Source organism: Amycolatopsis sacchari (assembly GCF_900114035.1).
Classification (GTDB): Bacteria; Actinomycetota; Actinomycetes; order Mycobacteriales; family Pseudonocardiaceae; genus Amycolatopsis_E; species Amycolatopsis_E sacchari.
The window spans coordinates 100,076-125,419 of sequence record NZ_FORP01000008.1; the positions used below are offsets into that span (position 1 = coordinate 100,076).

Sequence of the window (25,344 nt, forward strand, 5' to 3'; positions counted from 1 at the left end):
GCTCCTACTGCTGCCCGCCATACCGCGTCGCGGCCTCGCCGTAGCGGGCCAGGACCGCCGCGCGCAGGTCCGGGTCCGTCCGCGGCACCGGCTCGATGAAGACCTCGCTCACGTCCGGGTACCGCTCCCGCAGCTCACCGGCCAGTCGGACGCACGCGCGCTCGACGTCGGCCACGTGCAGCGAATCGTCGAAGTCCACGCGGGCGCACACCAGGATCAGGTCGGTCCCCAGCAGCATCGTCTGCAGGTCGACGACCGCCTCGATCTCCGGGGCGTCCCGCAGCAGCTCACGGATGCCGCGCACCACCACCGGGTCGGCCTGCCTGCCGATGAGCAGCCGCAGGTTGGTCAGCCCCAGGCTCCACGCCACCACCGCCAGCAGCAGCCCGATCAGGATCGACGCGAGCCCGTCGTACAGCGACGAGCCGGTGAGCTGGTGCAGCAGCAGCCCCAGGAACGCCAGCACGAGCCCGATCAACGCGGCCGAGTCCTCGAAGAACACCGACTTCGGCGCGGGGTCGTCGACGAGCCGCAGGTACTGGGCGATCGACCGCTCCTGCTCCCCGGACTCGCGCCGCACCTGCCGCATCGCCTGCAGCCACGAGATGCTCTCCAGCACGAACGCGATCGCCAGCACGACGTAGCCGACGATCGGGTTCTCCTGCTCCTCGGGCTCGCCGAAGACCGTCGAGAAACCCTCGTAGAACGAGAACATCGCGCCCGACGCGAAGATCGACACAGCGGCCAGCAGCGACCAGAAGTACCGCTCCTTGCCGTACCCGAACGGGTGTACGAGATCGGCCGGTTTGCTCGACCGCCGCAGCGCCGTCAGCAGCAGGATCTCCGTCATCGTGTCCGCGACGGAATGCGCCGCCTCGGACAGCAGTGCCCCGGAACCGGTGAGCACGCCCGCGATGGCCTTGAGGATCGCGATGGCCAGGTTGACCGAACCCGCCAGTACGACGGTGACCGTGCTCTCGCCCTTGGGGGACTCGCCCTGCTCGCTCACCGGCCGATCTTAAAGCCGTTGCAGACCATCCAGCACGCGACGCATGAGCGCCATCGGGGGCCTGCCCTCCGCCGTGCGCTCGGTGCCGTGGATGTGGAGCAACCCCAGTTCGGCCATATCGGACAGCAGTACGCGGGCCACGCCGAGCGGGATCGACAGCGTCGCCGCGACCTCGGCGACCGACACCGTCCGCTGGCACACCGCCCGCACCGGCTGGTACTCGCTGTTCAGCGCCGTACCGGTCCAGCGGGCGTCGGCCCGCACGTTCACCAGCGTTTCGAGCGCCAGCTCGTAGGTGGACTGCGTGCGGCCGCCGGTCAGCACGTACGGGCGGACGCGGGGGCCGGACGCGTCCTCGGACGCCACCTGGTCGTCGAACCGCGGCAGCCGGGGCGCCTCGGCGACGGGCTCGTCGAACTCCCCGGCGAAACGGGCACCGGCACGGGCGATCGCCGGCTTGTCAGCCGGTCCACCGCCAGCGGGTACACCCATCTCTCGCCCCAATTCGCGCAGGTCGAACTGCCTCGCGGACACCTGCGGCTGCGAGAGAACAAGGATAACGCGGCTGTCGAGCCCGTCGGGGGGTTCGCGGGCGAACCCCCCGACGGTGTGGACTACTTGTCCTCGTCCGGCAAAGGCGTGCCCGAGGGCACCTTGTCGGTGGGCACATCCGCGGACAACGGGTCGGAGTCGACGGCGGGCAGACCGGCCGCCGCGGGCTCCGGCACCGGCTGCGGGCGCCGCTTGACGGCCTGCAGCAGCAGCTGCGAGACGTCCACGACCTCGACCTTCTCGCTCGCCTGCCCGTCGTTCTGGCGCGCGGTCACGCCGTCGGTGAGCATGACGCGGCAGAACGGGCAGCCCGTCGCGATCTTCGTCGGCGCCGTGCCCAGCGCCTCGTCGACGCGGTCGAGGTTGATCCGCTTGCCGATCTTCTCCTCCATCCACATGCGGGCGCCGCCGGCGCCGCAGCACATGGACCGGTCGCCGTGCCGCGGCATCTCGCGGAACTGCGCGCCCGACGCGCCGACCAGCTCACGCGGCGCCTCGTACACCTTGTTGTGGCGGCCGAGGTAGCACGGGTCGTGGTAGGTGACGTCGTCCGCGATCGGGGCGACGGGCACCAGCCGCTTCTCCCGCACCAGCCGGTTCAGCAGCTGCGTGTGGTGCACGACCTCGTACTGCCCGCCCAGCTGCGGGTACTCGTTCGCGATCGTGTTGAAGCAGTGCGCACACGTGACGACGATCTTCCGGTCCAGCGGCGCGCGGTCCTCGAACACCGAGTTCAGCACCTCGACGTTCTGCTGCGCGAGCATCTGGAACAGGAACTCGTTGCCCGCGCGGCGGGCCGGGTCACCGGAGCAGGACTCCTCCGGGCCGAGCACCGTGTACTTCACGCCCGCGATGTGCAGCAGCTCCGCCACCGCACGCGTCGTCTTCTTCGCGCGGTCCTCGAACGCACCGGCGCAGCCGACCCAGAACAGGTACTCGGCGTCGCCCAGCTCGCCGTCGAACACCGGCACCTCGAAGTCGAGGTCCTCCGCCCAGGCCATCCGGTCCTTGGCGTTCTGGCCCCACGGGTTGCCCTTGTTCTCCAGGTTCTTGAACATCCCGTTCAGCTCGGACGGGAAGTTCGACTCGATCATGACCTGGTAGCGGCGCATGTCGACGATGTGGTCGACGTGCTCGATGTCCACCGGGCACTGCTCGACGCAGGCGCCGCAGGTGGTGCAGGACCACAGGACGTCGGGGTCGATGACGCCACCGTCGTCGCCGACCAGCGGACGCTCGGCCTCGGCCAGCGCCAGCACGTCGATGCCCGCGTACGGGTTGTCGCCGGTCAGGCCGACCTCTTCGCCCGTGACGTCCTTCTTGCCGCCGGCGAGCAGGTACGGGGCCTTCGCGTACGCGTGGTCACGCAGCTGCGTGATGACCAGCTTCGGCGACAGCGGCTTGCCGGTGTTCCAGGCGGGGCACTGCGACTGGCAGCGGCCGCACTCGGTGCAGGTGGTGAAGTCCAGCCAGCCCTTCCAGCTGAAGTCCTCGATCTTCCCTGCCCCGAAGACGTCCTTCTCCGGGTCGGCCTCCTCGAAGTCCAGCGGCTTGCCGCCGCTCATCATCGGTTTGAGCGCGCCCAGCGCGACGCCGCCGTCGGCCTCGCGCTTGAAGTAGATGTTGAAGAACGCGCTGAACCGGTGCCACGCGACACCCATCGTGAGCGTGCGGCCGACGACGTAGAGCCAGATCATCCCCGACAGCAGCTTGACCAGCGCGGTGATCGTCACCGCCGCGGTGCTCGCGGGCAGGATCTCGCCGAGCGGCTTGGTGACGAAGCTCGTCCACAGCGCCGGGTCCTCGATGCCGCTGGAGATCTTGAACGCCTTCACGCCGAGGATGCCGAGGCCCTCGATGACCACGACGCTCTCGACGAAGTAGGCCTGCTTGAAGTTCGAGCCGGCGAAGCGGGACTGGCGGTCGGCGCGGCGCGGGTGGTTGGCCTGGCGGATGATCGCCAGCGCGATCCCGCCGACGACCGTGCCGAGGCCGAGCAGTTCGGTGATGAACAGCCAGACGCTCCAGGCGCCGAAGACCGGCCAGTGGAAGTGCGGGTCGAACGTCTCGCCGTAGGCCTCGAACCAGGACAGCGAGCCGATCAGGAAGCCCCACATCACCAGCCAGTGCCACGGGCCGACGTGCCGGAACTTGTTCATCCGGGTGTGTGCGGCGAACTCCTTGACGAGTGTGCCAAGCCGCGGCCAGAAGGGGCCGTTGCGCGTCGAGTCCGGCTGTCCGAGGCGAATGATGCGCACCATGCGCCAGACGCCGGCGACGAACATGATCCAAGCGACGATGCTTATGGCGACGCCGATCACACCGAGCGTGATCTGCAGAGCACCCATGATCGGGGCCTTTCGTCCGTGTGTGGTGGTTGTCGGGAGACTAACTGTTCTTACCCGTGGGTAACCAATCGGTGTGGCGCACGACTCCCTCGGAAGCGGGACGATCGTACAGGTAGTTTGGTGAACATGGCCTATCTCCTGCTCGCGCTCGCGATCGTCGCCGAGGTCGCCGGGACCGTCTCGCTCCGGTTGTCCGAGGGGTTCTCGAAACTCGGGCCGTCAATCGTCGTCGTGGCGGGCTACGGGGTGGCGTTCACGGCGTTGTCCTTCGTGCTCAAGCTGGGGCTGCCGGTCGCGGTCGTGTACGCGATCTGGTCGGCGGCCGGGGTCGCGCTCGTGGCGGTCATCGGGGTGCTGTTCCTGCACGAGAGCCTCAACCCGGCGATGATCGCGGGGCTGGCGCTCATCATCGCCGGGGTGGTGCTGCTGGAGCTGGGAGCGGCGAAGTGAAGGCGCAGCGGGACGGCCGCAAGGCGCGGGGCGACCGGCGGCGCCAGGAGATCATCGACGCGACGCTGCGCGTCATCGAGCGCGACGGAGTGGCGGGGGTGACGCACCGGACGGTCGCGGCGGAGGCCGGGGTGCCGACGACGTCCACGACCTACCACTTCGCGACGCTGAACGACCTGCTCGTCGCCACGCTCATTTCGTGCGCGAAGGACATGGCGACCGAGGTCTACTGGATGATTGACCGCGCCCGCTCGCGCGGCAGCCTAGGCGCGGACGAGGTCGCGAACCTGCTGGCGGAGGCGCTGGGCCCGCGGCGCGGGCGGACGATGGCGGAGTACGAGCTGTACCTGCTCGCCGCCCGCCGTCCCGAACTGCGCCCCGCCGCGCGGCGGTGGCTGGACGTGCTCACGTCGATGGTCCGGCCCGATGACCTGGTGGCGCTGCGGGCGTTCCTCGCGGGTATCGACGGCCTGCTGATCCAGGGCCTGATCGACGACGAGCCGCCCACCGCCGAGGAGCTGCGGCCCGTCGTCGAATACCTGCTGCGCCCCCGCTAGCCCTTGTTCTCGTACACCGGGACGACGGCCGCGCGGGCGAGGGTGTGGCTGAACAGGTTGAAGCCGAGGAACGCCGGGGTCGCGTCCTCCGGGACCTCCAGCTTCTCGACGTCCACGGCGTGCACCGTCACGAAGTAGCGGTGCGGGCCGTGCCCGGGCGGCGGGGCCGCGCCCAGGAAGCGCTTCACGCCGGCGTCGTTCTTCAGGGTCACCGCCTCCGGGGGCAGCCCCGAGCCGTCGCCCGCGCCGGAGGGCAGCTCGGTCACCGACGCGGGGATGTTGAACACCGCCCAGTGCCAGAAACCGCTCGCGGTGGGGGCGTCCGGGTCGTACACCGTGACGGCGAAGCTCTTCGTCTCCGCGGGGAAGCCCTCCCACGCCAGGTGCGGGGAGCGGTCCTCGCCGCCCGGCACGCCGAAGATGCCCGACAGGTGCGGCGCGGCCAGCGTCTGCCCGTCGGCGACGTCGTCGCTGCGCAGCGTGAAGCCCGGCACCGGGGGCAGGAAGTCGTACGGGTTGGGTGGCTGAGCCATCGATCCTCCCTGAACCTGAACTCGATCACTGCGAGGTTAGGTCGGGGACACCCCAGGGTCGAACCGGGGGCGTTCCCTGATGCCTCCCAGTCCTACCCGGTTCTAGCGTCTGTCGCAGACGGGAAACCTGACTGGGGAGGACTCAATGGGCAGGGCGGCACTCGCGGTCGGTGGGGCGGCGCTGATCGTCGCGGGGGTGGCGGTCGCGAGCGGCTGGTGGTGGCACTCCGATGACACGCGGGACCACGTCGTCCCCGGCCGCGTCGACAGCGTGGTGATCGCCACGGAGTCGGGCAGCGTCCGCGTGACCAGCAGGGACGTGGCCACGGCGTCGGTGCACGAGCGGTTGCGCTACCACCGCTCCCGGCCGGACGACGCGTTCCGGGTGGAGGGCACGCGGCTGGTGCTGAGCGGCTGCGGGCACAACTGCAGCGTCGACTACGAGGTCGTGGTGCCGCGGGGGACGGCGGTCACCGGCCGGGCGAACTCGGGCGACGTGCTGCTGGACGGCGTCGGGGCCACCGACGTGGGCGCCAACTCCGGTGACATCCGGGTGGTCGGCCCCGCCGGGCCGGTCAAGGCGAACGTCAACTCCGGCGCGATCACCGTCGAGCTCACCGCCCCGCAGGACGTGCGGGCGGAGAGCAACAGCGGCGACATCGACGTCACCGTGCCGCCGGACCGGTACCGCGTCCAGGCCGAGGCCCGCTCCGGGGAGGAGCAGGTCCGGGTGGCCGACGACCCGGCGGGTACCCACGTCATCGACGTCCGCGCCAACAGCGGCGACGTGCTCGTCAAATCGGCCTGACGGCCCGGGAACAACTCGCCGGCGCCGGTCGTTGGCAGTGTCAGAAAGGTTGAGCGCCCCCGGCTCAAGTTCTGGTTGACGGAACTGTCGGGCAGGAGATAGAACTTGAGCGACACCCGCTCAAGACGGGCGCGACACCGCAGCTCAAGCAGCGTATATCAGGAGGAGAACCACCATGGCGCGAGCGGTCGGCATCGACCTCGGCACGACGAACTCGGTCGTCGCCGTCCTGGAGGGCGGCGAGCCGACGGTCATCGCCAACTCCGAGGGTTCCCGGACCACCCCGTCCATCGTCGCCTTCGCGAAGAACGGCGAGGTGCTCGTCGGTCAGCCCGCGAAGAACCAGGCGGTCACCAACGTGGACCGCACCATCCGGTCGGTCAAGCGGCACATGGGCACCGACTGGAAGACCGAGATCGACGGCAAGGCGTACACGCCGCAGGAGATCAGCGCGCGCGTGCTGATGAAGCTCAAGCGCGACGCCGAGGCGTACCTGGGCGAGGACATCACCGACGCCGTGATCACCGTCCCGGCGTACTTCTCGGACGCCCAGCGGCAGGCCACCAAGGAGGCCGGGCAGATCGCGGGCCTCAACGTCCTGCGCATCGTCAACGAGCCCACCGCCGCCGCGCTGGCCTACGGGCTGGACAAGGGCGAGAAGGAGCAGACCATCCTGGTCTTCGACCTCGGTGGCGGCACGTTCGACGTCTCGCTGCTGGAGATCGGCGAGGGTGTGGTCGAGGTCCGCGCCACCAGCGGTGACAACCACCTCGGTGGTGACGACTGGGACGAGCGGATCGTGCAGTGGCTGGTCGACAAGTTCAAGGCCTCGCACGGCATCGACCTGACCAAGGACCGGATGGCGCTGCAGCGCATCAAGGAGGCGGCGGAGAAGGCGAAGATCGAGCTGTCCAGCTCGTCGAGCGCCAACATCAACCTGCCCTACATCACGGTCGACGCGGACAAGAACCCGCTGTTCCTCGACGAGACCCTGTCGCGGGCCGAGTTCCAGCGCATCACCAACGACCTGCTGGAGCGCACCCGCCAGCCGTTCAACAACGTCATCCGCGACGCGGGCATCTCGGTCGGCCAGATCGACCACGTGGTGCTCGTCGGTGGCTCGACCCGCATGCCGGCCGTGTCCGACCTGGTCAAGGAGCTGACCGGCGGCCGCGAGCCGAACAAGGGCGTGAACCCGGACGAGGTCGTCGCCGTCGGCGCGGCGCTGCAGGCCGGTGTGCTCAAGGGTGAGGTCAAGGACGTCCTGCTGCTCGACGTGACCCCGCTGTCGCTGGGCATCGAGACCAAGGGCGGCGTGTTCACCAAGCTCATCGAGCGCAACACGACCATCCCGACGAAGCGGTCCGAGATCTTCTCCACGGCGGACGACAACCAGCCGTCGGTGCAGATCCAGGTGTTCCAGGGCGAGCGCGAGATCGCGGCCCACAACAAGAAGCTCGGCATGTTCGAGCTGACCGGGCTGCCGCCGGCCCCGCGCGGCGTGCCGCAGATCGAGGTCACCTTCGACATCGACGCCAACGGCATCGTGCACGTCACGGCGAAGGACCTGGGCACCAACAAGGAGCAGTCGATGACGATCACCGGTGGCTCCGCGCTGCCGAAGGACGACATCGAGCGCATGGTCAAGGACGCCGAGGCGCACGCGGAGGAGGACCGCAAGCGCCGCGAGGAGGCCGAGACCCGCAACCAGGCCGAGTCGCTGGTCTACCAGACCGAGAAGTTCGTCAAGGACAACGACGACAAGCTGCCCGAGGACATCAAGGGCAAGGTCAAGACCGCGATCGACGAGGCGAACGAGGCGCTCAAGGGTACCGACTCCGCCAAGATCAAGGAAGCGATCGAGAAGCTGAACACCGCTTCGCAGGAGCTGGGCACGGCGCTGTACGCCAACGCGCAGCAGGCCGGTGGTGACGCCGGTGCGGCCGGTGCCACCGGTGCCGCCGGTGGCGACGCCAAGGCCGACGACGTGGTGGACGCCGAGATCGTGGACGAGGACGAGAAGAAGTGACCGGCAAGCACTCCCGGGAAACGGACGAGGTGGACCGCGAGGTCGTCGAGCCCGTCGTGGTGCGGGACCGCCGCAAGATCGACCCGCAGACCGGTCAGGTGCGCCAGCCCGAGGCTGCGACGGCGGAGGCCCCCGAGGCCCCCTCCGGCCCGAGCCTCGGCGAGACGATCGTCGACGACGCGGTCGGCGTCCAGTCGGACGTCGAGAAGCAGCTCGCCGAGCGCACCGCCGACCTGCAGCGGCTCCAGGCGGAGTACGCCAACTACCGCAAGCGGGTCGACCGCGACCGCGAGGCCGTGGTGCTCGCGGCGAAGGCGGCCGTGGTCAGCGACATGCTGCCGCTGCTGGACGACCTCGAGCGGGCCGAGCAGCACGGTGACCTCACCGGTGCCTTCAAGGCGGTGGCGGACAAGCTCGTCGCGAGCCTGCAGCGGGCCGGGCTCGAGCCGTTCGGCGCCGAGGGCGACGCCTTCGACCCGAGCGTGCACGAGGCGGTGCAGCACAGCACCTCCCCGGACGTGAGCGGCCCGACGGTCACCACGGTCCTGCGCCGTGGTTACCGCTTCGGCGAGCGCACCCTGCGGCCCGCGCTGGTCGGCGTGACCGACCACGAGCCGGCCGCGGCCGCACCGCCGGCCGACACCCCGGTCGAGGGGGAGCTGCCGGTGGAGCAACTTTCGGATGAGCAGCAGAAGTAGTTCGAGCGAGGAAGGAGGAGACGTCCGGTGAGTGCACGGGAGTGGATCGGCAAGGACTTCTACCGCGAACTGGGCGTCTCCTCTGACGCGTCGCAGGACGAGATCAAGAAGGCCTACCGCAAGCTGGCGCGCGAGAACCACCCGGACGCCAACCCGGGCAACGCCGACGCCGAACAGAAGTTCAAGGCGGTGTCCGAGGCGTACGGCGTGCTGTCGGATCCGGCGAAGCGCAAGGAGTACGACGAGGCGCGGCGGCTGTTCGGCTCGGGCGGTGCCGGTGGCTTCGGCTTCCCCGGTGCCGGCGGTTCGGGCACGTTCGACATGAGCGACCTGTTCGGCCAGGCCGCCGGCGGCGGTGCCGGCGGGTTCGGCGGGCTCGGCGACATCCTCGGTGGCCTGTTCGGCCGCCGGGGTTCGGCGGGCGCGGCGAACGCGCGGGCCCAGCGGGGTGCGGACGTCGAGACGGACGTGCGGATCGACTTCGCCGAGGCGGTCAAGGGCGCGACCCTGCCGCTGCGGCTGTCGAGCCCGGCGACGTGCCGGACGTGTGGCGGCAACGGCGCACGGCCCGGTACGAGCCCGCGGACCTGCCCGGTGTGCGCCGGGTCGGGTCTGGTGAGCCGGAGCCAGGGCGCGTTCGCGTTCTCCGAGCCGTGCCGGGAGTGCCGTGGCCGCGGCAAGATCATCGACGACCCGTGCCCCGAGTGCGCCGGTGAGGGCGTCAGCACCCAGACCAGGACGCTGACGGTCCGGGTGCCCGCCGGGGTCGACGACAACCAGCGGATCCGGCTGGCCGGGCAGGGCGAACCGGGCCGTGGCGGCGCCACGGCCGGTGACCTGTACGTGCGCGTGCACGTCAACCCGCACCCGGTGTTCGGCCGGTCGGGCAACGACCTGACGATCACCGTGCCCGTCAGCTTCACCGAGCTTGCGCTGGGCGCCACGCTGGCCGTGCCCACGCTGGAGGGCAAGGTGTCGGTGAAGGTGCCAGCGGGCACGGCGAGCGGCCGGGTGCTGCGGGTGCGCGGCAAGGGCATCCAGCGGCGTGACGGTGCGCAGGGCGACCTGCTGGTCACCCTGCAGGTGGCGGTCCCGTCCCGGCTGGACGGGGCGGAGAAGCAGGCGCTGGAGGCGTTCGCGGCGGCGTCGGAGAAGCACGATCCCAGGCCGGAGATCACGGAGATGCTCAAGGAGCGGTGATGGCTTTCGGTGGGTTGCCCGCGGGGGCGGACGAGGACACCCCGGTCTTCGTCATTTCGGTGGCGGCACAGCTGTCCGGGCTGCACGCCCAGACGTTGCGCGCCTACGACCGGCAGGGTCTGGTGTCGCCCGGCCGCACGCCGGGCGGCGGGCGCCGGTACTCGATGCGGGACATCGCGCTGCTGCGTGAGGTGCAGCGGCTGTCCCAGGAGCACGGCGTCAACCTGGCCGGGATCAAGCGCATCATCGAGCTGGAGAACCAGGTCGACGCGCTGCGCTCCCGCGTGCAGGAACTCACCGAAGAGCTCGCCGCCGCCTACGCCGCGGCGGAACAGGCCGCGGCGGCGGTGCACGCCTCCTACCGAAAGGACCTCGTGCCGGTGCGGCAGGAGACGGCGCTGGTGGTGTGGAAACCCCGGCGCCGCTGAGGTTTTCCCGGAAGGGGGCGGGGTTTTCTCCGCCCCCTTCGTTCATCGCAGGTGCTGGGCGAAGAACGCGAGCACGCGCCGCCAGGCGTCCTCGCTGGACTCCCGGTGGTAGCCCACCCCCGCGATCCGCATCAGCACGTTGAGCGGGCCGAGGTGGGCCTGGTTGGCGAAGCTGTGCCCGGCTTCGGGGTATTCCTTGACGTCGTGCGGGATCCCGCGCTCGGTCAGTTCGTTCTCGAGCTTCGCCGCGGCACCCTTGAGCCCCGGGTCCCGCTTGCCGAAGCTCGCGACGACGGGGCACGCTTCGTCCAGAATGGACAGATCCTTGGGCAGCTGCCCGTAGTACGGCGCCGAGGCGTCGAACCCCTGCGTCGCGGCGACGAGCGCGAACCCGCCGCCCATGCAGAACCCGACGACGCCGACCTTCCCGCTGCAGTCCTCGCGGCCGGCGAGCAGCTCGCGGGCGGCGGAGATGTCGTCGAAGGCACGTCCGCGCCCGGCGGTCAGATCCTTGAAAACCGTTTTGACGCAACGGAAGAACCCGCCGCGCGAGTACAGGTCCACGCTCAGGGCGACGTAACCCGCGGTGGCGAACCGGTCGGTGATGTTGCGGGCGTCCTCGGTCAGCCCGGCCACGTCGTGGATCACCACCACCCCCGGCCACGGCGGTTCGCCCGACACCTCTCGTTGCGGGAGCGCGAGATAACCGTCGATCGTGCCGTCCGCAACGGGGATCATGTGCACCTCAATCGATCGTGAACGGGTCGTACCTGATCTGGTCGAGCGCCGTGCCCGCGACGAGCATCCGCGACACGGTGGCCCTGATCATCCCCGGGGAACCCGACACGAGCACGTCGTGCCCCGGCCAGGCGCCGTGGCGCGTCACGACGTCCGCGAGCGTGCCCTGCTCGCAGCCCGAGAGCCCCGGCCCGCGCTCGATCACGGGCGTGACCGTGAGCCAGGGGTTGCACGAGGCCAGCATCCGCAGCCCCTCCAGCGCGTACAGGTCGTCCCGCGTGCGGCCGCCGTAGAACAGCCGGACCCGCGGGTTGTCGCCCCACTGCTGGAGGTCGTCGAGCATCGCCTGCAGCGGCGCGACCCCGGTGCCGCCCGCGATCATCAGTACGTCGCGGCCGGACTCGCGGTCGACGTAGAGCCGCCCCAGCGGCGGCCCGAACCGCCAGACGTCGCCCTTCTGCGTGTGGCTGACGATCGCCCGCGAGACCCAGCCGCCGTCCACGGCGCGGACGTGGAACTCCAGCGAGCCGTCCTCGCGGGGCGCGTTCGCCGGGGACAGGTACCGCCACAGGCGCGGCCGCTGCGGCACCTCGACGCTCAGGTACTGCCCTGGCCGGTACGGGATGGGCTCCTCCGGCTCGACCCGCACCATCGCGAGGTCCCAGCTGAGCCGCCGGTGCTCGGCGACGGTGGCGGACCAGCTCGGCGGGTTGGTGTCGGCGGCCGCGGCCTCCTGCATCTGCCGGGCGATGATCGTGAACGCCTCGGCCCACGCCCGCTCGACCTCCGGCGTCCAGTCGGGGCCCAGCTGCGCGCGCATCGCGGCGAGCAGCGCCGTGCCGATGGCCTCGTAGTGGCGGGGGATCACGCCGAACTTGCGGTGGTCGCGGCCCAGCTGGCGCAGGAACGGCACGAGGTCGTCGGGCTGGTCCACCATCTGCACGACGTGCACGAGCGCCCGCACCATGCGGTTGCGCTGGACCTCCATGTTGATGGGGAAGAAGTCCCGGGTCGCCGGCGCGATGGTGAAGAGCATCCCGTAGAAGAACTGCGTCACTTCGGGTAAGTACGGCTCCGCCTTCGCCCAGGAATCCTGGATGAGCCGCACCATCGCGGTGACGGCTGGGGGCGCCTCCCGGTACACGGACCGGGGGACGGGACTCACGGGCTCGGCGGTCATCGGTTTCGAAGTGCTCCGGGGGGGCGCGCTGGTGATCGGACTCGATTATTCACGAACGCGCAATAGCAGGGGTGTGCAGCGCAGGTCCAGGTTACCGGGGGCGTCACTGCGTGAACTGCTCACGAATATTCCACCCCATTCGGTCAGGGGTAATCTGGAAAGTGGGACACGATTAAGTCGTAGAGTAACCGCTTCTGGGCTGAATGCTCCCGTTGTTGCTCCGTCTGGGTGGTAAAAGCCGTCAGCCAGAAGTGGTCCGGCTCACGTTCCCGGTGGTGTCCGCGACCGACTACGCCTCGTATAGTTGTATGTGACAACCAATCAGGAGGCGGCATGAGCCTGAGCGAGCAGGCCGGGATCGAACTGCTGCAGCAGCTGCGGATGGCGGGGCAGCTGCAGCACGCGTGGGGGACCGCCTCGTGGCAGCGCGACCAGCCGGGACTGCACCCCGCGGCGGCGATGCTGCTCGGCGACCTCGCGCTGCACGGCGAATCGCGGCCCTCGGAGCTGGCCAAGCGCAAGATGGTCGACGTCTCGGTGATCAGCAGGCAGATCGCGCAGCTGGTCGCCGCCGGACTGGTCGAGCGCCGCCCGGCGCCCGAGGACGGCCGCGCGGCGCTGGTGAGCCTGTCCGAGCAGGGCATGACGGAGCTGAAGCGCTGGCGGGAGAAGCACCTGGAGTTCTTCCGCACCGCGCTCGCGGACTGGAGCGAGGAGGAGGTCGTCGCGCTGAGCGAGCGCCTCGCCGCGATGAACGACGCGCTGCGCAAGGCCGTCGGGGAACGCTGATCAGGGTTTTTCCCCGTACCGCCCGGTGCGTGCGGCGGGCAGGATCGGGAGCATGGCAAAACTGGTCTACGGCGGACTGGCTTCGCTCGACCTGTACACCGCCGACGCCGACGGGAAGTTCGACTGGAGCGTGCCCGACGACGAGGTGCACGCGTTCGTCAACGACCTCGAACGGTCCATCGGCACGTACCTCTACGGCAGGCGGATGTACGAGACCATGTCGCCGTGGGAGACGGACCCGTCGATCCCCGGGCAGTCTCCGTCCCTGCGCGACTACGCGGAGATCTGGCAGGCGGCGGACAAGATCGTCTACTCGCGCACGCTGGAGCGGCCCCGCACGGCGCGGACCCGCGTCGAGCGGGAGTTCGACCCCGGCGCGGTCCGCGAGCTGAAGGAGCGCTCGGACCGCGACCTCTCGATCGGCGGCCCGGAGCTCGCCGCGCCCGCCATCCGGGCCGGGCTGGTCGACGAGTACCACCTGTTCCTCAACCCCGTGGTCGTGGGCGGCGGCAAGCCGTACCTGCCCGCCGGGACGCGCCTGGACCTCGAGCTGGCCGACGAGCGGCGCTTCGCGAACGGGGTCGTCTACCTCTGCTACCGAACTCGTCAGACTTGAGCGGAACACGCTCAACTTTTCTGACGTTGTACCTGGCGAGAACACAGGCTTTCGACATGGAGTGTGGGGATGGACGCTTTCAACCCGACGACGAAGACCCAGCAGGCGATCTCGTCGGCGGCGCAGGCGGCGACCGTGGCGGGCAACCCGAGCATCGCCCCGGCGCACCTGCTGGGCGCGCTGCTGGCCCAGAGCGACGGCATCGCGGGCCCGCTGCTGACCGCGGTGGGCGCCGACCTGGCGCAGGTCCGCAACGACCTGGAGCCGATCACCGGCGCACTGCCTTCGGCGACCGGTGCGACGGTGTCCACCCCGCAGTTCGACACCCCCGCGCTGAAGTCGCTGACGCACGCGCAGAAGCTCGCCACCGAGCTGGGTGACGAGTACGTCTCGACCGAGCACCTGCTGGTCGGCCTCGCCGCCGAAGGGGGCCAGGTCGCCGACCTGCTGAAGCGCCACGGCGCGACCCCGGAGGCGCTGCGTGAGGCCTTCACCAAGGTCCGCGGCTCCGCGCGCATCACGAGCCCCGACCCGGAGGGCACGTTCAAGGCGCTGGAGAAGTACGGCGTCGACCTGACCGAGCGCGCCCGCAAGGGCGAGCTGGACCCGGTGATCGGGCGTGACACCGAAATCCGCCGCGTCGTGCAGGTGCTGTCTCGGCGCACGAAGAACAACCCGGTCCTGATCGGTGAGCCGGGCGTCGGCAAGACGGCGATCGTCGAGGGGCTCGCCCAGCGGATCGTCGCGGGCGACGTGCCGGAGTCCTTGCGGGGCAAGCGGGTCGTCGCGCTGGACCTCGGTTCGATGGTCGCCGGCGCGAAGTACCGCGGTGAGTTCGAGGAGCGGTTGAAGGCCGTCCTCAAGGAGATCACCGACTCGGCGGGCCAGGTCATCACGTTCATCGACGAGCTGCACACGATCGTCGGCGCGGGCGCGACCGGCGAGGGCGCGATGGACGCGGGCAACATGATCAAGCCGATGCTGGCCCGCGGTGAGCTGCGCATGGTCGGTGCCACCACGCTCGACGAGTACCGGCAGCACATCGAGAAGGACGCGGCGCTGGAGCGGCGTTTCCAGCAGGTGCTGGTCGGCGAGCCGTCCGTGGAGGACACCATCGGCATCCTGCGTGGCCTCAAGGAGCGCTACGAGGTGCACCACGGTGTCCGCATCACCGACGCCGCGCTGGTGTCGGCCGCGACGCTGTCCGACCGCTACATCACCGCGCGTTTCCTGCCGGACAAGGCGATCGACCTCGTCGACGAGGCCGCGTCCCGGCTGCGCATGGAGATCGACTCCCGGCCCGTCGAGATCGACGAGGTCGAGCGGGCGGTGCGCCGCCTGGAGATCGAGGAGATGGCGCTGGCCAAGGAAGAGGACATCGCCTCGAAGGAGCGGCTGGAGGCGCTGCGTGCCGAGCTGGCCGAGAAGCGCGAGGAGCTGTCAGCGTTGACCGCGCGCTGGCAGAACGAAAAGGGCTCGATCGAGAAGGTCCGCGAGCTGAAGGAGCAGCTGGAGCAGCTGCGGGGCGAGGCGGACCGCGCCGAGCGCGACGCCGACCTCGGCCGTGCCGCCGAGCTGCGCTACGGCCGCATCCCGTCACTGGAGAAGGAGCTGGAGGCCGCGCAGCAGAGCACGGCGTCGAGCTCCTCGGGCGCGGACGTGATGCTCAAGGAGGAGGTCGGCGCGGACGACGTCGCCGACGTGGTCTCCGCCTGGACCGGCATCCCCGCCGGGCGGCTGCTGGAGGGTGAGACCGGCAAGCTGCTGCGGATGGAGGAGGAGCTGGGCAGGCGCGTCGTCGGGCAGCGCGAGGCCGTCACCGCGGTCGCCGACGCCGTCCGCCGCACGCGGGCCGGGGTCGCCGACCCCGACCGGCCCACCGGGTCCTTCCTGTTCCTCGGCCCGACCGGTGTCGGCAAGACCGAGCTGGCCAAGGCGCTGGCGGAGTTCCTGTTCGACGACGAGCGCGCGATGACGCGGATCGACATGAGTGAGTACTCCGAGAAGCACTCGGTGGCCCGCCTCGTCGGTGCGCCTCCCGGCTACGTCGGCTACGACCAGGGCGGCCAGCTGACCGAGGCCGTCCGGCGGCGGCCGTACTCGGTGGTGCTGCTGGACGAGGTCGAGAAGGCGCACCCGGACGTGTTCGACGTGCTGCTGCAGGTCCTCGACGACGGCAGGCTGACCGACGGCCAGGGCCGCACGGTCGACTTCCGCAACACCATCCTGGTGCTGACGTCGAACCTCGGCTCGCAGGCGATCGCCGACGCGGCCATGGACGAGCGGCAGCGCCGGGACGCGGTGCTCGCGGTGGTGCAGCGGCACTTCAAGCCGGAGTTCCTCAACCGGCTGGACGACATCGTGGTGTTCCACTCGCTCGACACCGAGCAGCTGACGTCCATTGTGGACATCCAGATCGAGCGGCTGGCGCAGCGCCTCGCGCAGCGGCGGCTGACGCTGGACGTGACGCCGGGCGCGAAGGAGTGGCTGGCGCTCAACGGGTTCGACCCGATCTACGGCGCGCGGCCGCTGCGGCGGCTCGTCCAGTCGGCGATCGGCGACCAGCTGGCGAAGAAGCTGCTGGCGGGCGAGATCCGCGACGGCGACAGGGTCCGGGTCGACATCCCGGACCTGGAAGCCGGTGACGCGCTGACGGTGACGAAGGCGTAAAGGCGCCTGTTCACGGCCGCCTCCGGAGTTCTTCCGGAGGCGGCCGTTTTCGTGTCCGGGTATCGACTGGAGCGGCACCGGTCGTCCAGAATGGCCCGAGCCCTGATCGACCGCCGGAGGCCGCCGTTACCGCACTGACCTCGCGCCCCGCGGTGCTCGTCCGCGTGTCGTTCGCCGTGCTCGCCGTGGTTTCGCTGGTGCTGGGCTACCTCGGGCTCGCCGAGCACCTCGCGCACAGCACCCAGTACGCGCACCGCCCGCTGGACCTCCTGTACTACGACCTGCAGCTGTTCGTCATCAACTCGGCGCCGGTGTCCAACGGCGGGCCGTACCCGTGGCCGCTGGAGGTGAGCCGGTTCCTGACCCCGGCGGTCACCGGCTACGCCGTGGTCGAGGCCGCGCGGCTGCTGTTCGCCTCGGAGATCGCGCGGTTGCGGGCCCGGCGGCGGGCGCGGCACATCATTGTGTGCGGGAACTCACCGGCGGCGAGGACGCTCGCCACGCACCTTTCCGCCGAGCACCGGGTCATCCGCGTGGAGAGCGCACGCAGCCCGGCCCCGCTCGTCGCCGCGGGCCTTCCGCGTGCGTCGCGGCTGTACGCCTGCGCCGACGAGACCGCCGCGAACATCGCGACCGTGCTCGCGGCCAGCCAGGTCGAGCGCCGGACGCGGGCGTCGCTGGAGATCTACGCGCACGTGTCGGATCCCGAACTCGGCGAAGCGCTGCGCGACCGCGGCTGGCGCGAAGGCCTGTCGGTGGACTTCTTCTCCCTCGACGGGGTGGCCGCCAAGCAGGTGATCGCGGCCGAGCAGCCGGACGGGGAACGGCTCGTGGTGAGCGGCCTGAGCGCCTTCGGCCGCGCGCTGCTGCTGGAGCTGGCGCGGCGCGCCCGGCAGCGTCCGGTGGAGGTGACGGTCGTCGATCCCGATGGCGAGGCCGTCGTCGCCGAGCTGCGCGCACGTCACCCGTTCTTCGCAGTGCACTGCCGCGTCACCGTGGTACCCGTCTACCAGCCGGAACCAGGTGTGCATCTGGTCTTCGTCTGCCACGATGACGAGGAACGTGCGCTTCGGGACGGCCTCAACGCCGCGGCCACCGTCGACGCGACGCGGGGCACCGTGATCGTCCGGATGGCGGAACTGGCCGGCGTCGGTGAGATGATGGTGCAGCACGGTCAGGAGGACCGGCTGCGATTCGTGGGAGTGCTGGACATGGCGAGCGTGTACCTATCCGAGCGGATCACCGATTCGCTGGCGCGGGCCGTGCACCGGCGCTACGTGCGGGACCAGCGGGCGCTGGGGCAGGACGAGCGCGTCAACCCGTCGCTCGTCGACTGGGACGACCTGCCGGACACGCTCCGTGACGCCAACCGCGCCTCAGCGGGTGACATCGAGCGCAAGCTGGAACTCGTGGGCTGCCGGCTCGTGCCGAGCCTGGAGGCGGTGCCCTTCGCCTTCACCCCGGACGAGGTCGAGCGGCTCGCGGTCGCCGAGCACGAGCGGTGGGTCGCCGAGCGCCGCGCGGACGGCTGGCGGTACGGCGCGGAGCGCGACAACCAGCGGAAACTGCACCCGGACCTGCGGCCGTGGGAGGAGCTCGGCGAGGCGGAGCGGCAGAAGGACCGCAACGTCGTGCTGGCGCTGCCGGAGATCCTGGCCGACGCCGGCTACCGCATCGAGCGGCGGTAGGTGCGGCTCAGCGGAGCCGGTGCAGCCACATCCGCCAGAGGACGGCGGTGGGCACCCCGCTGGTGAGGACGGTGCCGAGGACGAGCAGGAAGCCCGACTGCGCCTGCGCGCCCGCGACCAGGATGAACAAGCCCGCCACCATCGAGCAGAGGGCGCCCAGCGCCGCGAGTACCACGCTCGGCACCCGCATCGGCCGCAGTTCGGCCAGCCGCTGCGCGAGGCGCGGGTTCTCCTCGGCCAGCTGCCGCTCGATCTCCGTCAGCCGCCGTTGCTCTTCGCCGTGAAGTGCCATGCCGCACCGCCTTCACCCCCATTATGATCCCGCTCACGGTGCTTTGTCAGCGCGACGTTCGGAGTGAACTTTTTTCAGCTGTCGTCCTGTTGCTCACGGTGAGTAGGTAACATAACCTGCCGTTAACACTCGTGGGAGTTCGCAGTGGGGGACTGCGCCCGCGGGCAGGAGAGGGAGGTAAGCGACATGAGCGTGCGCCAGGAAGAGACCACGCCGATCTTCGCGGAACTGACCGCGGAGTTCGACCTCGAGAAGCTCCTCGGCGAGGCCGGCGAACCGGAAAAAGGTGCCGAGCAGGGCGAATGACCCCAGACCCGGCGTCGCCGGGGCGGTGATCGTGCCAGGCTGATCGCATGACCGATGCGATGCGGGCCGAGACGATCACGATCACCGGGGACGGCGGTGACGAGATCGAGGCCTACCTGGCCAGGCCTCTCGACGAAAAGCCGCGTGGCGGCGTGGTGGTGATCCACCACATGCCCGGGTACGACGCGGCCACCAAGGAAATCGTGCGCAAGTTCGCCGCGCACGGGTACAACGCGCTGTGCCCGAACCTGTACTCGCGTGAGGCACCGGGCGCGGATCCCGACGACGCCGCGGCGGCCGTGCGCGCCGCGGGCGGGGTGCCCGACGACCGCCTCGTCGGCGACGTCGACGGCGCCGCCCGGTACCTGAAGGCGCTGGACGGCGCGAACGGGAAGATCGGCGTGATCGGGTACTGCTCCGGTGGGCGGCAGACGTTCCTGTCGGCGTGCAGCCTGGAGATCGACGCGGCCGTCGACTGCTACGGCGCCTTCGTCGTCAACGAGCCGCCCCCCGAGCTGGCGAACATGAAGCCCCTGCTCGGTCTCGCGCCGCAGCTGTCGTGCCCGCTGCTGGGCCTGTTCGGCGCGGAGGACAAGTTCCCCGGCCCCGAGGAGGTCGCGAAGCTGTCGGCCGAGCTCGAACGGCTGGGCAAGGAGCACGAGTTCCACACGTACGAGGGCGCGGGGCACGCGTTCTTCGCCGTGGACCGGCCCAGCTACCGCCCTGAAGCGGCGACGGCGGGCTGGCGGCGCGTCTTCGACTTCTTCGGCAAGCACCTTTCGGCGTGAGGGGATCTCCCATGTGCACGTACCAGACGGAAAAGATCGAGGTCACCGGCAGCGGGAAGGCCGCGGGCGGCTGGTTTTCCCTGTCGCACGCGACGGTTTACGTGGACCACCCGGTGCACGCGCCGTTCGGGCACACGGTGAACATCGACTTCATCAACCCGGGCGAGGGCCCGTCGGCACGCGTTCCGGTGGAGCTGACGGAGGAAGCCGCACTGGCACTCGTGGACGCGATCCAGCGTGCGATCGCTTCGGCGCCGAAGGGCCTGGCGTCCGTGAATCAGTGACCACTGTGGACTGTCCACAGTGGTCAAGCGGGTAGCAGCGCGGACTCGGTCGGGGGCGTCGGGGCGGACTCGGTGCCCTTGCCGGGCCCGAGCTGCGTCCAGAGCACGACCTCGTCGCCCTCCTGGGCGCCCGCGGTGGCGATCGGCGCCTGCGCGACGACGATCCCGGAGGCGGGCTCGGGCTCGCCCTCGGGCCCGCGCGGGACGAGCCCCGCGCGGCGCACGATGTCACAGGCGTCCTGGGCGCCCAACCCCACCACGTCGGGTACCTCGGTCACCGGGCGCTGTCCCCGCATGGGTCGAGTGTAGGGCTCCCGGGGCCGGAACATCAGCTGTCGAAGAACAACCACCTGATCACGGTCCACAGCCCGATGCCGAGCAACCCGAGCACGAGCAGGACGATCGTGGCGAAGATGAGCCAGCCGACCACCTCCTCGCCGGGTTTGGCCTGGATCACCGTGCCCTCGTCCGGCTCGGGCAGCGGCCGCCGGAACCACTCGCCCGCGTGTTCCTGCGAGCAGAACCAGAGGTAGTACTCCCCTTCGTCGACGCGCACGTCGACGTCGAACCAGCCCTCCTCGTCGTCCTGGACCCGCTCGCAGAAGGAGCAGCGGGGCCCTGTCGTTTCCATGCACAGATCATGACCGAGCGGCGGTAGTGGGGCGAATGAGTTTCACTGATGCCATGACCCGGCACGGCGCGGCGCGGGCAGGAGCACGTTCGGCCGGGCGCAGGCGGAGGCGGCGGGCGCACCGGTGATCGAGGCGGCCTACCGGGTGTGGGTCGAAGCGCCGCGCGCCCAAGGGCTGGCGAGGGGAATCGCCCGCGACGGCGAGGACCACCGTGACCTGTGGTTGCGGTGGCAGCGGCATGAGGACTCCTTCTTCGCCACGGACGGCACCCGGGCACGGGCGGACCTGATCGTCGACACGACGACGCCGGTGCCGCCCCCGGGGTGAGGGGCGGCACCGGCCGTCAGAAGGGCCAGTTCGCGTTCCGACCGGCCTCGAGCAACGCGATCATCCCGAAGGACGCGTCGTTGAGCCCGGCGAACGTGTGGCTCCGCCCGGTGCCGCTGGGCGCGTGCCCGTAGCGGTACCCGGCCAGGTTCCACGTGTACATCGGAACTCCCGCCTGGACCGGGCCGTCGGCCGCCTGCTCGTCGGTCAGGACGACGATCCGGTCGTGCCGCCGGTAGTGCCGTTCCACGGCGGCAGTGGTGTACGTGCCGCCGTTGAGGAAGTACCCCGACGACTGCCACCGGTCCACCGCCCGCAGCAGGTTTTCCCCGCGCCGCAGGGAAAAGACCTTGCTGTCGTGCGAGTAGGAGACGACGTCGGCCCGGTCGCACGCCTGTGCCAGCGCGAGACCGAACATCCTCGCCGCGTTCCACCGGCGGAGCGTGCCGTCCCGGGAGAACCGGCTCGTCATGCTGCCGCTCGTGTCGATCAGGATCAGCGTCCGCCCCGAGAGCCGTGGCACGCCGCGCAGGGAGTGCTGCAACGCCTGCTCGAGCGGGCCCTTCCAGCGGTCGTGCGCGGCGGTGCGGTAGGCCGACAGGAACCGCAACGGCAGCTGGCGGCTCGTCCGCACGGCTTCGGGGTCCGACAGCTCGGCCGCCACCCGGGTGGCGACCTCGTCGCTGATCCCGGCCTCGTCGAAGTTGCGCAGGTTCCGCAGCTTCGCCATGTAGCCCATGGACGGGACGAGCGCCTCCCACGCGGCAGCCGTGATCGGCCCCTGCAGCCAGCCCGCGACCGACTCCCACGTCATGCCCGCCTCCGCCAGCGCCACCGGGGCCACCCGCCGCTGCCCGGCGGGCAGTGACGTGAGGCGCCGGCGAGCGGTGAGCGTGCCCAGCGACGTGGGGAGGTCGCTCCCGCGGTCGCGGCGGGCGTCGAGGATGTGCTGGAAACAGGTCGGCCTGCCAAGCGGTGCCTGCCTTGGGGTGCACCAGTTCCAGGACGTCCGCGAACCGGATCGCCCGCGCCGCGGAGTCCCACTTCAGGTAGGCGCGCTCGGTGTACAAACGCTCACGGCGTCCGCGATCCCCCGCTTGACGGGCTTCGGGATCGCGCGACCGTGTGCGGCGAACCAGTAGCCGAGCAGCTCACCGGGTTCGTCCGCGCGCTGCAGCACCGACGACACGACGGAACGGGAGAGCACGTGCGCACCCACGGACAGTCGCGCGTGGGCGAACTCTGCCGCACCGACGAGTGCGGCGGTGCGGAAGTTCGCCTCGGACCGCAGCCAGCGCAGGAACCGAACTGTCCACTCTGGATCGTCGAGGGTCGTTTCCCGGACCAGAGCGGTGAACCGGTTGTCGCGTTCTCGAGCGGACTCGTAGAAGGCGTCTTCACCGGCCAGGCGCCAGAAGTAACCCTCACCTGCGCACCGGTTCAGCGGGCCGCGGCTGGACCAATGTAGAGAAACCACCCGCGGCGGTTCAACCGGATTTTCCGGTGCCCGGCAACACCCGACCTCCGATGCGTCCTACCACTTTCGTACAGGGGTTGATCATCCCGTCGGTTGTCGCGGTCGCCGTGGCCGGGCCCCTAGCTTCGGGAAACGTTCCCCTCACAGGAGGTTTCCCTTGCCAGCAAGAACTTTGGCGGTCTGCGCGACCGCACTCGCCCTGGCCATGTCGGCCGTGACACCGGCGTTCGCGGTGTCCGGTGGACAGCCGGTGTCCGATCCGGCGACCGCGCCCTGGATGGCGACGATCGCCAGGAAGGGCACCGCGCCGCTGGTCCAGCGGGAATTGTGCGGCGGTGTGCTGATCGCGCCCGACCGGATCGCCACGGCGGCGCACTGCCTCGACCACACCGATCCGACCAACCTGGAGGTGCACGTCGGCGGCGGCACGCTGTCCACCGACCCCGGGCGCATCGTGCCCATGAAGGGGTTCACCACGCACCCCGGCTACCGGTTGATCTCCCCGCCCGGCAGCCCGGGCGACTTCGCCGGCTCGGCAGCGGCCGATGACGCCGCCATCATCGAGCTGGCGCGGCCGGTCCGGGGCGTGCCGGTACTGCCGGTCGCCCGGCACACCCCCGCGCCAGGCACGCCGGTCGCCGTCTTCGGCCACGGTCAGACCGGGCCCTACGACCCGCAGAACCCGTCGAGTTCCTACGGTGATGCGCTCAACGTCGGCAGGATGAGCGTCCTGGACCACGCGAGCTGCGACGAGCAACTCGCCGGGGTGGTCGACGCCGCCTCGGTGGTGTGTGCGCAGGCCGCGGGGACGACCATCTGTGCGGGCGACAGCGGCGGTCCCCTGGTCGAATACGGGGACGAAGGCCCGGCACTGGTCGGGCTGACCAGCTTCGGTGGCGAAGTGCGGAGCAAGCAGTGCGGGCAGGACGCTCCCGGTGGCTTCGCCGAGGCCGCCAAACTGCGTTCGTTCCTCACCCAGCGGCATCCGGTGCTCGCGCCGAGGCCGACCGGCGAACCCGCCATCACCGGCACGAAGGCGCCCGGCTCCACGCTGACCTGCCAAGCGGCCGGGTGGGCCGGCCGCGCCCCCGACTCGGTGACGTACACCTGGGATGAGGGGCTGGTCGACTCCACCGGCTTCGTCACCTACGTGCCGATCAAGGGCGCTCCCCTGACGCCCACGCTCGCCCTGAACGCGGATCTCGCCTCCCACAGCCTGTTGTGCGTGCTGGTCGCGCAGACCCGCGGTGGCGTCGTGGAACTGGTGTCCGACCCGCGGTAAGCCCCACAAAAAGAACCACTGTTCTGCTAGTATCGAGACAAGCAGAACAGCGGTTCTTTTTGTGGGAGGTGTGATGCCCCGGCTCACCGATGCGCGCAAGGAGCTCCGACGTGCGCAGATCACCGAGGCGGCGGTGCGGTGCTTCGGTCGCAACGGTTTGGAGCGGACGTCGATCACGGACATCACGGCCGAGTCCGGGCTGTCCACCGGGTCGATCTACGCGCACTTCCGCAACAAGGCCGAAATCGTGCAGGCCACGGCCCGCGCGACGCTGGCCCAGCGCGCGGAGGTGCTCGGCGAGTACGCCCGGGACGACAACCCGCCAGACCCCGACGAACTCCTCGCCCGCATGACCTCGGTCATCGATCCGGTCGAGGCCAGGTTCGGGGTGCAGATCTGGGGCGAGGCGACGACCAACCCCGCCATCGGCGCCATCGTCGTGGACATGATCGACCGGCTGCGGGCGATGGTGCGTGACTGCGTGGCGTCGTGGCTGGTCAAAGCCGAAGGCCACGAGCCTGCCGAGGCGCGGGAAAAGGCCGCGCCCATCGCGCACCGGGTGCTGGCGCTCTACCTCGCTGAACTGCTCCGCATTGCCCTGCCAGGTGAAGGAGAACTGTGAAGACCATCGTCTACCGCGACAACGGCGGCCCCGAAGTCCTCGAACTCGTCGAGCGCGATGTGCCCGCACCCGGCGCCGGGGAGGTCCGCGTCCGGGTCGCCGTGTCCGGCGTGAACCCGACCGATGTGCAGGCCCGCGCGGGAATGGGGCACGCCAAGAACTTCCCGGAGATCACCCCGCACCACGACGGTGCGGGCACGATCGACGCCGTCGGCGAGGGCGTCGATCCGGGGCGGGTGGGCCAGCGGGTGTGGCTGTTCATGGCCGCTGCCGGACGGCCTGCGGGCACCGCTGCCGAGTACACCGTCGTGCCCGCCGAGCGGGCCGTGCCGCTGCCCGACGACGCCGGGTTCGACGTCGGCGCCGCGCTCGGGGTCCCCGCCCTCACCGCGCACCGCGCGCTCACCGTCGCCGAGGACGGGCCGCGCCGGCTGGCGCCCGGTGCGCTCAAGGACAAGGTCGTGCTCGCCGCGGGCGGGGCCGGTGCGGTCGGGCACGCCGTGATCCAGCTCGCGCGCTGGGCGGGCGCGACCGTGATCAGCACCGTCAGCAGCCCCGGGAAGGCCCGCTTGGCCGCCGCCGCGGGCGCCCACCACGTCGTCAACTACCGCGAAGGCGACGCCGCCGCCGCGATCCGCGAGATCGCGCCCGACGGGGTGGACGTCATCGCCGAGGTCGCGCTCGGCGCGAACCTCGAACTCGACCTGTCGGTGCTCCGCTTCCGTGGCACGCTTTCCGTCTACGCCAACCAAGGCGGTGTCCCGGTCGAGCTCGACGTACGCCGCACGATGGTGCTGAACACCCGCTTCCAGTTCCTGGTGCTCTACACGGCCGGACCGGAGGTGCTCAACGCCGCCATCGAGGACGTCACCGCGGCCGTCGCCGACGGTGCCCTGCCCGTCGGCGAGGACCACGGTCTGCCCCTGCTGCGCTTCCCGCTCGACCGCGCGGCGGACGCGTACCGGGCCGTCGAAAGCGGTGCCGTCGGCAAAGTCCTGGTGGACCTCCCGTGACGTCGGCGGGGAGCCTTCCGCGAAGCAC

General features: G+C 70.5%; 28 protein-coding genes. 17 read left to right on the forward strand and 11 right to left on the reverse strand.

Annotation, left to right across the window (positions count from 1 at the left end; genetic code table 11):
- Positions 1-4: 4 nt before the first annotated feature.
- From BMZ92_RS15990 to BMZ92_RS16000, 3 genes are all read right to left on the reverse strand, one after another.
- Positions 5-1,009 carry a cation diffusion facilitator family transporter gene (locus BMZ92_RS15990; RefSeq protein ID WP_091508071.1) on the reverse strand — a complete coding sequence of 335 codons (1,005 nt, stop codon included), beginning with the start codon at positions 1,007-1,009 and terminating at the stop codon, positions 5-7.
- Positions 1,010-1,018: 9 nt separating this feature from the next.
- Positions 1,019-1,501, reverse strand: coding sequence for a DUF742 domain-containing protein (locus BMZ92_RS15995; RefSeq protein ID WP_091508074.1), 483 nt, complete (start codon positions 1,499-1,501; stop codon positions 1,019-1,021).
- Positions 1,502-1,623: 122 nt separating this feature from the next.
- On the reverse strand, positions 1,624-3,909 hold the full coding sequence (locus BMZ92_RS16000) for a (Fe-S)-binding protein (RefSeq protein ID WP_091508077.1): 2,286 nt from the start codon (positions 3,907-3,909) through the stop codon (positions 1,624-1,626).
- A 126-nt stretch (positions 3,910-4,035) separates the two neighbouring features.
- Between BMZ92_RS16000 and BMZ92_RS16005 the strand changes: the two genes are divergently transcribed.
- Both BMZ92_RS16005 and BMZ92_RS16010 read left to right on the forward strand, forming a co-directional pair.
- Complete coding sequence (locus BMZ92_RS16005) at positions 4,036-4,359, forward strand: DMT family transporter (protein ID WP_091508078.1); 324 nt, start codon at positions 4,036-4,038, stop codon at positions 4,357-4,359.
- Positions 4,356-4,916 (forward strand): TetR/AcrR family transcriptional regulator, encoded by a 561-nt coding sequence (locus tag BMZ92_RS16010; RefSeq protein WP_091508079.1) that lies wholly within the window; start codon positions 4,356-4,358, stop codon positions 4,914-4,916. Before BMZ92_RS16005 ends, BMZ92_RS16010 begins: the two co-directional genes overlap by 4 nt.
- Here BMZ92_RS16010 and BMZ92_RS16015 read toward each other — a convergent pair.
- Positions 4,913-5,449, reverse strand: a complete 537-nt coding sequence (locus BMZ92_RS16015; protein WP_091508080.1) for a YbhB/YbcL family Raf kinase inhibitor-like protein — start codon at positions 5,447-5,449, stop codon at positions 4,913-4,915. The two genes, BMZ92_RS16010 and BMZ92_RS16015, sit on opposite strands and share 4 nt — an antisense overlap.
- Before the next feature lie 145 nt (positions 5,450-5,594).
- On the opposite strand from BMZ92_RS16015, the gene BMZ92_RS16020 reads away from it, so the two are divergent.
- The 5 genes from BMZ92_RS16020 to BMZ92_RS16040 all read left to right on the forward strand — a co-directional run bounded on the left by BMZ92_RS16020 (position 5,595) and on the right by BMZ92_RS16040 (position 10,612).
- The gene (locus BMZ92_RS16020) at positions 5,595-6,257 is read left to right on the forward strand and encodes a DUF4097 family beta strand repeat-containing protein (RefSeq protein WP_091508081.1); all 663 of its coding nucleotides are present in this window, start codon (positions 5,595-5,597) and stop codon (positions 6,255-6,257) included.
- 175 nt (positions 6,258-6,432) lie between these two features.
- On the forward strand, positions 6,433-8,286 hold the full coding sequence (dnaK, locus tag BMZ92_RS16025) for a molecular chaperone DnaK (RefSeq protein WP_091508082.1): 1,854 nt from the start codon (positions 6,433-6,435) through the stop codon (positions 8,284-8,286).
- Positions 8,283-8,984: a nucleotide exchange factor GrpE gene (grpE, locus tag BMZ92_RS16030; protein ID WP_091508083.1), complete on the forward strand. Its 702-nt coding sequence runs from the start codon at positions 8,283-8,285 to the stop codon at positions 8,982-8,984. Before dnaK ends, grpE begins: the two co-directional genes overlap by 4 nt.
- Before the next feature lie 27 nt (positions 8,985-9,011).
- Positions 9,012-10,184: a molecular chaperone DnaJ gene (gene dnaJ / locus BMZ92_RS16035; protein ID WP_091508086.1), complete on the forward strand. Its 1,173-nt coding sequence runs from the start codon at positions 9,012-9,014 to the stop codon at positions 10,182-10,184.
- A complete protein-coding gene (locus BMZ92_RS16040; protein ID WP_091508089.1) occupies positions 10,184-10,612 on the forward strand; it encodes a heat shock protein transcriptional repressor HspR in 429 nt (142 codons plus the stop codon). The genes dnaJ and BMZ92_RS16040 overlap by 1 nt, the downstream gene beginning before the upstream one ends.
- A gap of 42 nt (positions 10,613-10,654) precedes the next feature.
- Here BMZ92_RS16040 and BMZ92_RS16045 read toward each other — a convergent pair whose 3' ends face one another.
- Together BMZ92_RS16045 and BMZ92_RS16050 are read right to left on the reverse strand one after the other, a co-directional pair.
- The gene (locus BMZ92_RS16045) at positions 10,655-11,350 is read right to left on the reverse strand and encodes a dienelactone hydrolase family protein (RefSeq protein ID WP_091508409.1); all 696 of its coding nucleotides are present in this window, start codon (positions 11,348-11,350) and stop codon (positions 10,655-10,657) included.
- 7 nt (positions 11,351-11,357) lie between these two features.
- Entirely contained in the window at positions 11,358-12,530 is a 1,173-nt protein-coding gene (locus tag BMZ92_RS16050) for a globin domain-containing protein (protein WP_177228724.1), read from the reverse strand.
- Between the two features lie 333 nt (positions 12,531-12,863).
- Between BMZ92_RS16050 and BMZ92_RS16055 the strand changes: the two genes are divergently transcribed.
- The 4 genes from BMZ92_RS16055 to BMZ92_RS16070 all read left to right on the forward strand — a co-directional run bounded on the left by BMZ92_RS16055 (position 12,864) and on the right by BMZ92_RS16070 (position 18,293).
- The gene (locus tag BMZ92_RS16055) at positions 12,864-13,319 is read left to right on the forward strand and encodes a MarR family winged helix-turn-helix transcriptional regulator (protein WP_091508091.1); all 456 of its coding nucleotides are present in this window, start codon (positions 12,864-12,866) and stop codon (positions 13,317-13,319) included.
- Between the two features lie 52 nt (positions 13,320-13,371).
- Complete coding sequence (locus tag BMZ92_RS16060; RefSeq protein WP_091508094.1) at positions 13,372-13,935, forward strand: dihydrofolate reductase family protein; 564 nt, start codon at positions 13,372-13,374, stop codon at positions 13,933-13,935.
- 69 nt (positions 13,936-14,004) lie between these two features.
- The gene (gene clpB / locus BMZ92_RS16065; protein WP_091508096.1) at positions 14,005-16,605 is read left to right on the forward strand and encodes an ATP-dependent chaperone ClpB; all 2,601 of its coding nucleotides are present in this window, start codon (positions 14,005-14,007) and stop codon (positions 16,603-16,605) included.
- A gap of 164 nt (positions 16,606-16,769) precedes the next feature.
- Complete coding sequence (locus tag BMZ92_RS16070; RefSeq protein ID WP_143249864.1) at positions 16,770-18,293, forward strand: RyR domain-containing protein; 1,524 nt, start codon at positions 16,770-16,772, stop codon at positions 18,291-18,293.
- Between the two features lie 7 nt (positions 18,294-18,300).
- Here BMZ92_RS16070 and BMZ92_RS16075 read toward each other — a convergent pair whose 3' ends face one another.
- Positions 18,301-18,585, reverse strand: a complete 285-nt coding sequence (locus tag BMZ92_RS16075; protein ID WP_091508101.1) for a DUF3040 domain-containing protein — start codon at positions 18,583-18,585, stop codon at positions 18,301-18,303.
- Between the two features lie 353 nt (positions 18,586-18,938).
- On the opposite strand from BMZ92_RS16075, the gene BMZ92_RS16080 reads away from it, so the two are divergent.
- Complete coding sequence (locus tag BMZ92_RS16080) at positions 18,939-19,679, forward strand: dienelactone hydrolase family protein (RefSeq protein WP_091508103.1); 741 nt, start codon at positions 18,939-18,941, stop codon at positions 19,677-19,679.
- 11 nt (positions 19,680-19,690) lie between these two features.
- A complete protein-coding gene (locus BMZ92_RS16085; RefSeq protein WP_091508106.1) occupies positions 19,691-19,963 on the forward strand; it encodes a DUF6295 family protein in 273 nt (90 codons plus the stop codon).
- Between the two features lie 23 nt (positions 19,964-19,986).
- Here BMZ92_RS16085 and BMZ92_RS16090 read toward each other — a convergent pair whose 3' ends face one another.
- Both BMZ92_RS16090 and BMZ92_RS16095 read right to left on the reverse strand, forming a co-directional pair.
- Positions 19,987-20,259, reverse strand: a complete 273-nt coding sequence (locus tag BMZ92_RS16090) for a PASTA domain-containing protein (RefSeq protein WP_143249865.1) — start codon at positions 20,257-20,259, stop codon at positions 19,987-19,989.
- A gap of 32 nt (positions 20,260-20,291) precedes the next feature.
- Entirely contained in the window at positions 20,292-20,594 is a 303-nt protein-coding gene (locus tag BMZ92_RS16095; RefSeq protein WP_091508108.1) for a hypothetical protein, read from the reverse strand.
- A gap of 124 nt (positions 20,595-20,718) precedes the next feature.
- Between BMZ92_RS16095 and BMZ92_RS16100 the strand changes: the two genes are divergently transcribed.
- Positions 20,719-20,922: a nucleoside/nucleotide kinase family protein gene (locus tag BMZ92_RS16100; protein ID WP_091508111.1), complete on the forward strand. Its 204-nt coding sequence runs from the start codon at positions 20,719-20,721 to the stop codon at positions 20,920-20,922.
- 16 nt (positions 20,923-20,938) lie between these two features.
- Here BMZ92_RS16100 and BMZ92_RS38175 read toward each other — a convergent pair whose 3' ends face one another.
- A complete protein-coding gene (locus BMZ92_RS38175) occupies positions 20,939-21,757 on the reverse strand; it encodes a TROVE domain-containing protein (RefSeq protein ID WP_245783079.1) in 819 nt (272 codons plus the stop codon).
- A gap of 210 nt (positions 21,758-21,967) precedes the next feature.
- Complete coding sequence (locus BMZ92_RS38180; protein ID WP_245783080.1) at positions 21,968-22,399, reverse strand: hypothetical protein; 432 nt, start codon at positions 22,397-22,399, stop codon at positions 21,968-21,970.
- A 157-nt stretch (positions 22,400-22,556) separates the two neighbouring features.
- Between BMZ92_RS38180 and BMZ92_RS16110 the strand changes: the two genes are divergently transcribed.
- The 3 genes from BMZ92_RS16110 (at position 22,557) to BMZ92_RS16120 (ending at position 25,316) form a co-directional block, all read left to right on the forward strand.
- A complete protein-coding gene (locus BMZ92_RS16110) occupies positions 22,557-23,681 on the forward strand; it encodes a S1 family peptidase (RefSeq protein WP_143249866.1) in 1,125 nt (374 codons plus the stop codon).
- Between the two features lie 73 nt (positions 23,682-23,754).
- On the forward strand, positions 23,755-24,303 hold the full coding sequence (locus BMZ92_RS16115; protein WP_091508116.1) for a TetR/AcrR family transcriptional regulator: 549 nt from the start codon (positions 23,755-23,757) through the stop codon (positions 24,301-24,303).
- Complete coding sequence (locus BMZ92_RS16120) at positions 24,300-25,316, forward strand: NADPH:quinone reductase (protein WP_091508118.1); 1,017 nt, start codon at positions 24,300-24,302, stop codon at positions 25,314-25,316. Before BMZ92_RS16115 ends, BMZ92_RS16120 begins: the two co-directional genes overlap by 4 nt.
- Positions 25,317-25,344 lie beyond the last annotated feature (28 nt).

Coding starts and splice junctions, on each gene's coding strand:
- BMZ92_RS16095 (WP_091508108.1), bottom strand. CDS start 20,594: ATGGAAACGACAGGGCCCCGCTGCTCCTTCTGCGAGCGGGTCCAGGAC.
- BMZ92_RS15995 (WP_091508074.1), bottom strand. CDS start 1,501: ATGGGTGTACCCGCTGGCGGTGGACCGGCTGACAAGCCGGCGATCGCC.
- BMZ92_RS16055 (WP_091508091.1), top strand. CDS start 12,864: ATGAGCCTGAGCGAGCAGGCCGGGATCGAACTGCTGCAGCAGCTGCGG.
- BMZ92_RS16060 (WP_091508094.1), top strand. CDS start 13,372: ATGGCAAAACTGGTCTACGGCGGACTGGCTTCGCTCGACCTGTACACC.
- BMZ92_RS16090 (WP_143249865.1), bottom strand. CDS start 20,259: ATGCGGGGACAGCGCCCGGTGACCGAGGTACCCGACGTGGTGGGGTTG.
- BMZ92_RS16000 (WP_091508077.1), bottom strand. CDS start 3,909: ATGGGTGCTCTGCAGATCACGCTCGGTGTGATCGGCGTCGCCATAAGC.
- BMZ92_RS16020 (WP_091508081.1), top strand. CDS start 5,595: ATGGGCAGGGCGGCACTCGCGGTCGGTGGGGCGGCGCTGATCGTCGCG.
- clpB (WP_091508096.1), top strand. CDS start 14,005: ATGGACGCTTTCAACCCGACGACGAAGACCCAGCAGGCGATCTCGTCG.
- BMZ92_RS16050 (WP_177228724.1), bottom strand. CDS start 12,530: ATGACCGCCGAGCCCGTGAGTCCCGTCCCCCGGTCCGTGTACCGGGAG.
- BMZ92_RS16005 (WP_091508078.1), top strand. CDS start 4,036: ATGGCCTATCTCCTGCTCGCGCTCGCGATCGTCGCCGAGGTCGCCGGG.
- BMZ92_RS16045 (WP_091508409.1), bottom strand. CDS start 11,350: ATGATCCCCGTTGCGGACGGCACGATCGACGGTTATCTCGCGCTCCCG.
- BMZ92_RS16080 (WP_091508103.1), top strand. CDS start 18,939: ATGACCGATGCGATGCGGGCCGAGACGATCACGATCACCGGGGACGGC.
- BMZ92_RS16085 (WP_091508106.1), top strand. CDS start 19,691: ATGTGCACGTACCAGACGGAAAAGATCGAGGTCACCGGCAGCGGGAAG.
- BMZ92_RS16115 (WP_091508116.1), top strand. CDS start 23,755: ATGCCCCGGCTCACCGATGCGCGCAAGGAGCTCCGACGTGCGCAGATC.
- dnaK (WP_091508082.1), top strand. CDS start 6,433: ATGGCGCGAGCGGTCGGCATCGACCTCGGCACGACGAACTCGGTCGTC.
- BMZ92_RS16075 (WP_091508101.1), bottom strand. CDS start 18,585: ATGGCACTTCACGGCGAAGAGCAACGGCGGCTGACGGAGATCGAGCGG.
- BMZ92_RS16015 (WP_091508080.1), bottom strand. CDS start 5,449: ATGGCTCAGCCACCCAACCCGTACGACTTCCTGCCCCCGGTGCCGGGC.
- BMZ92_RS16040 (WP_091508089.1), top strand. CDS start 10,184: ATGGCTTTCGGTGGGTTGCCCGCGGGGGCGGACGAGGACACCCCGGTC.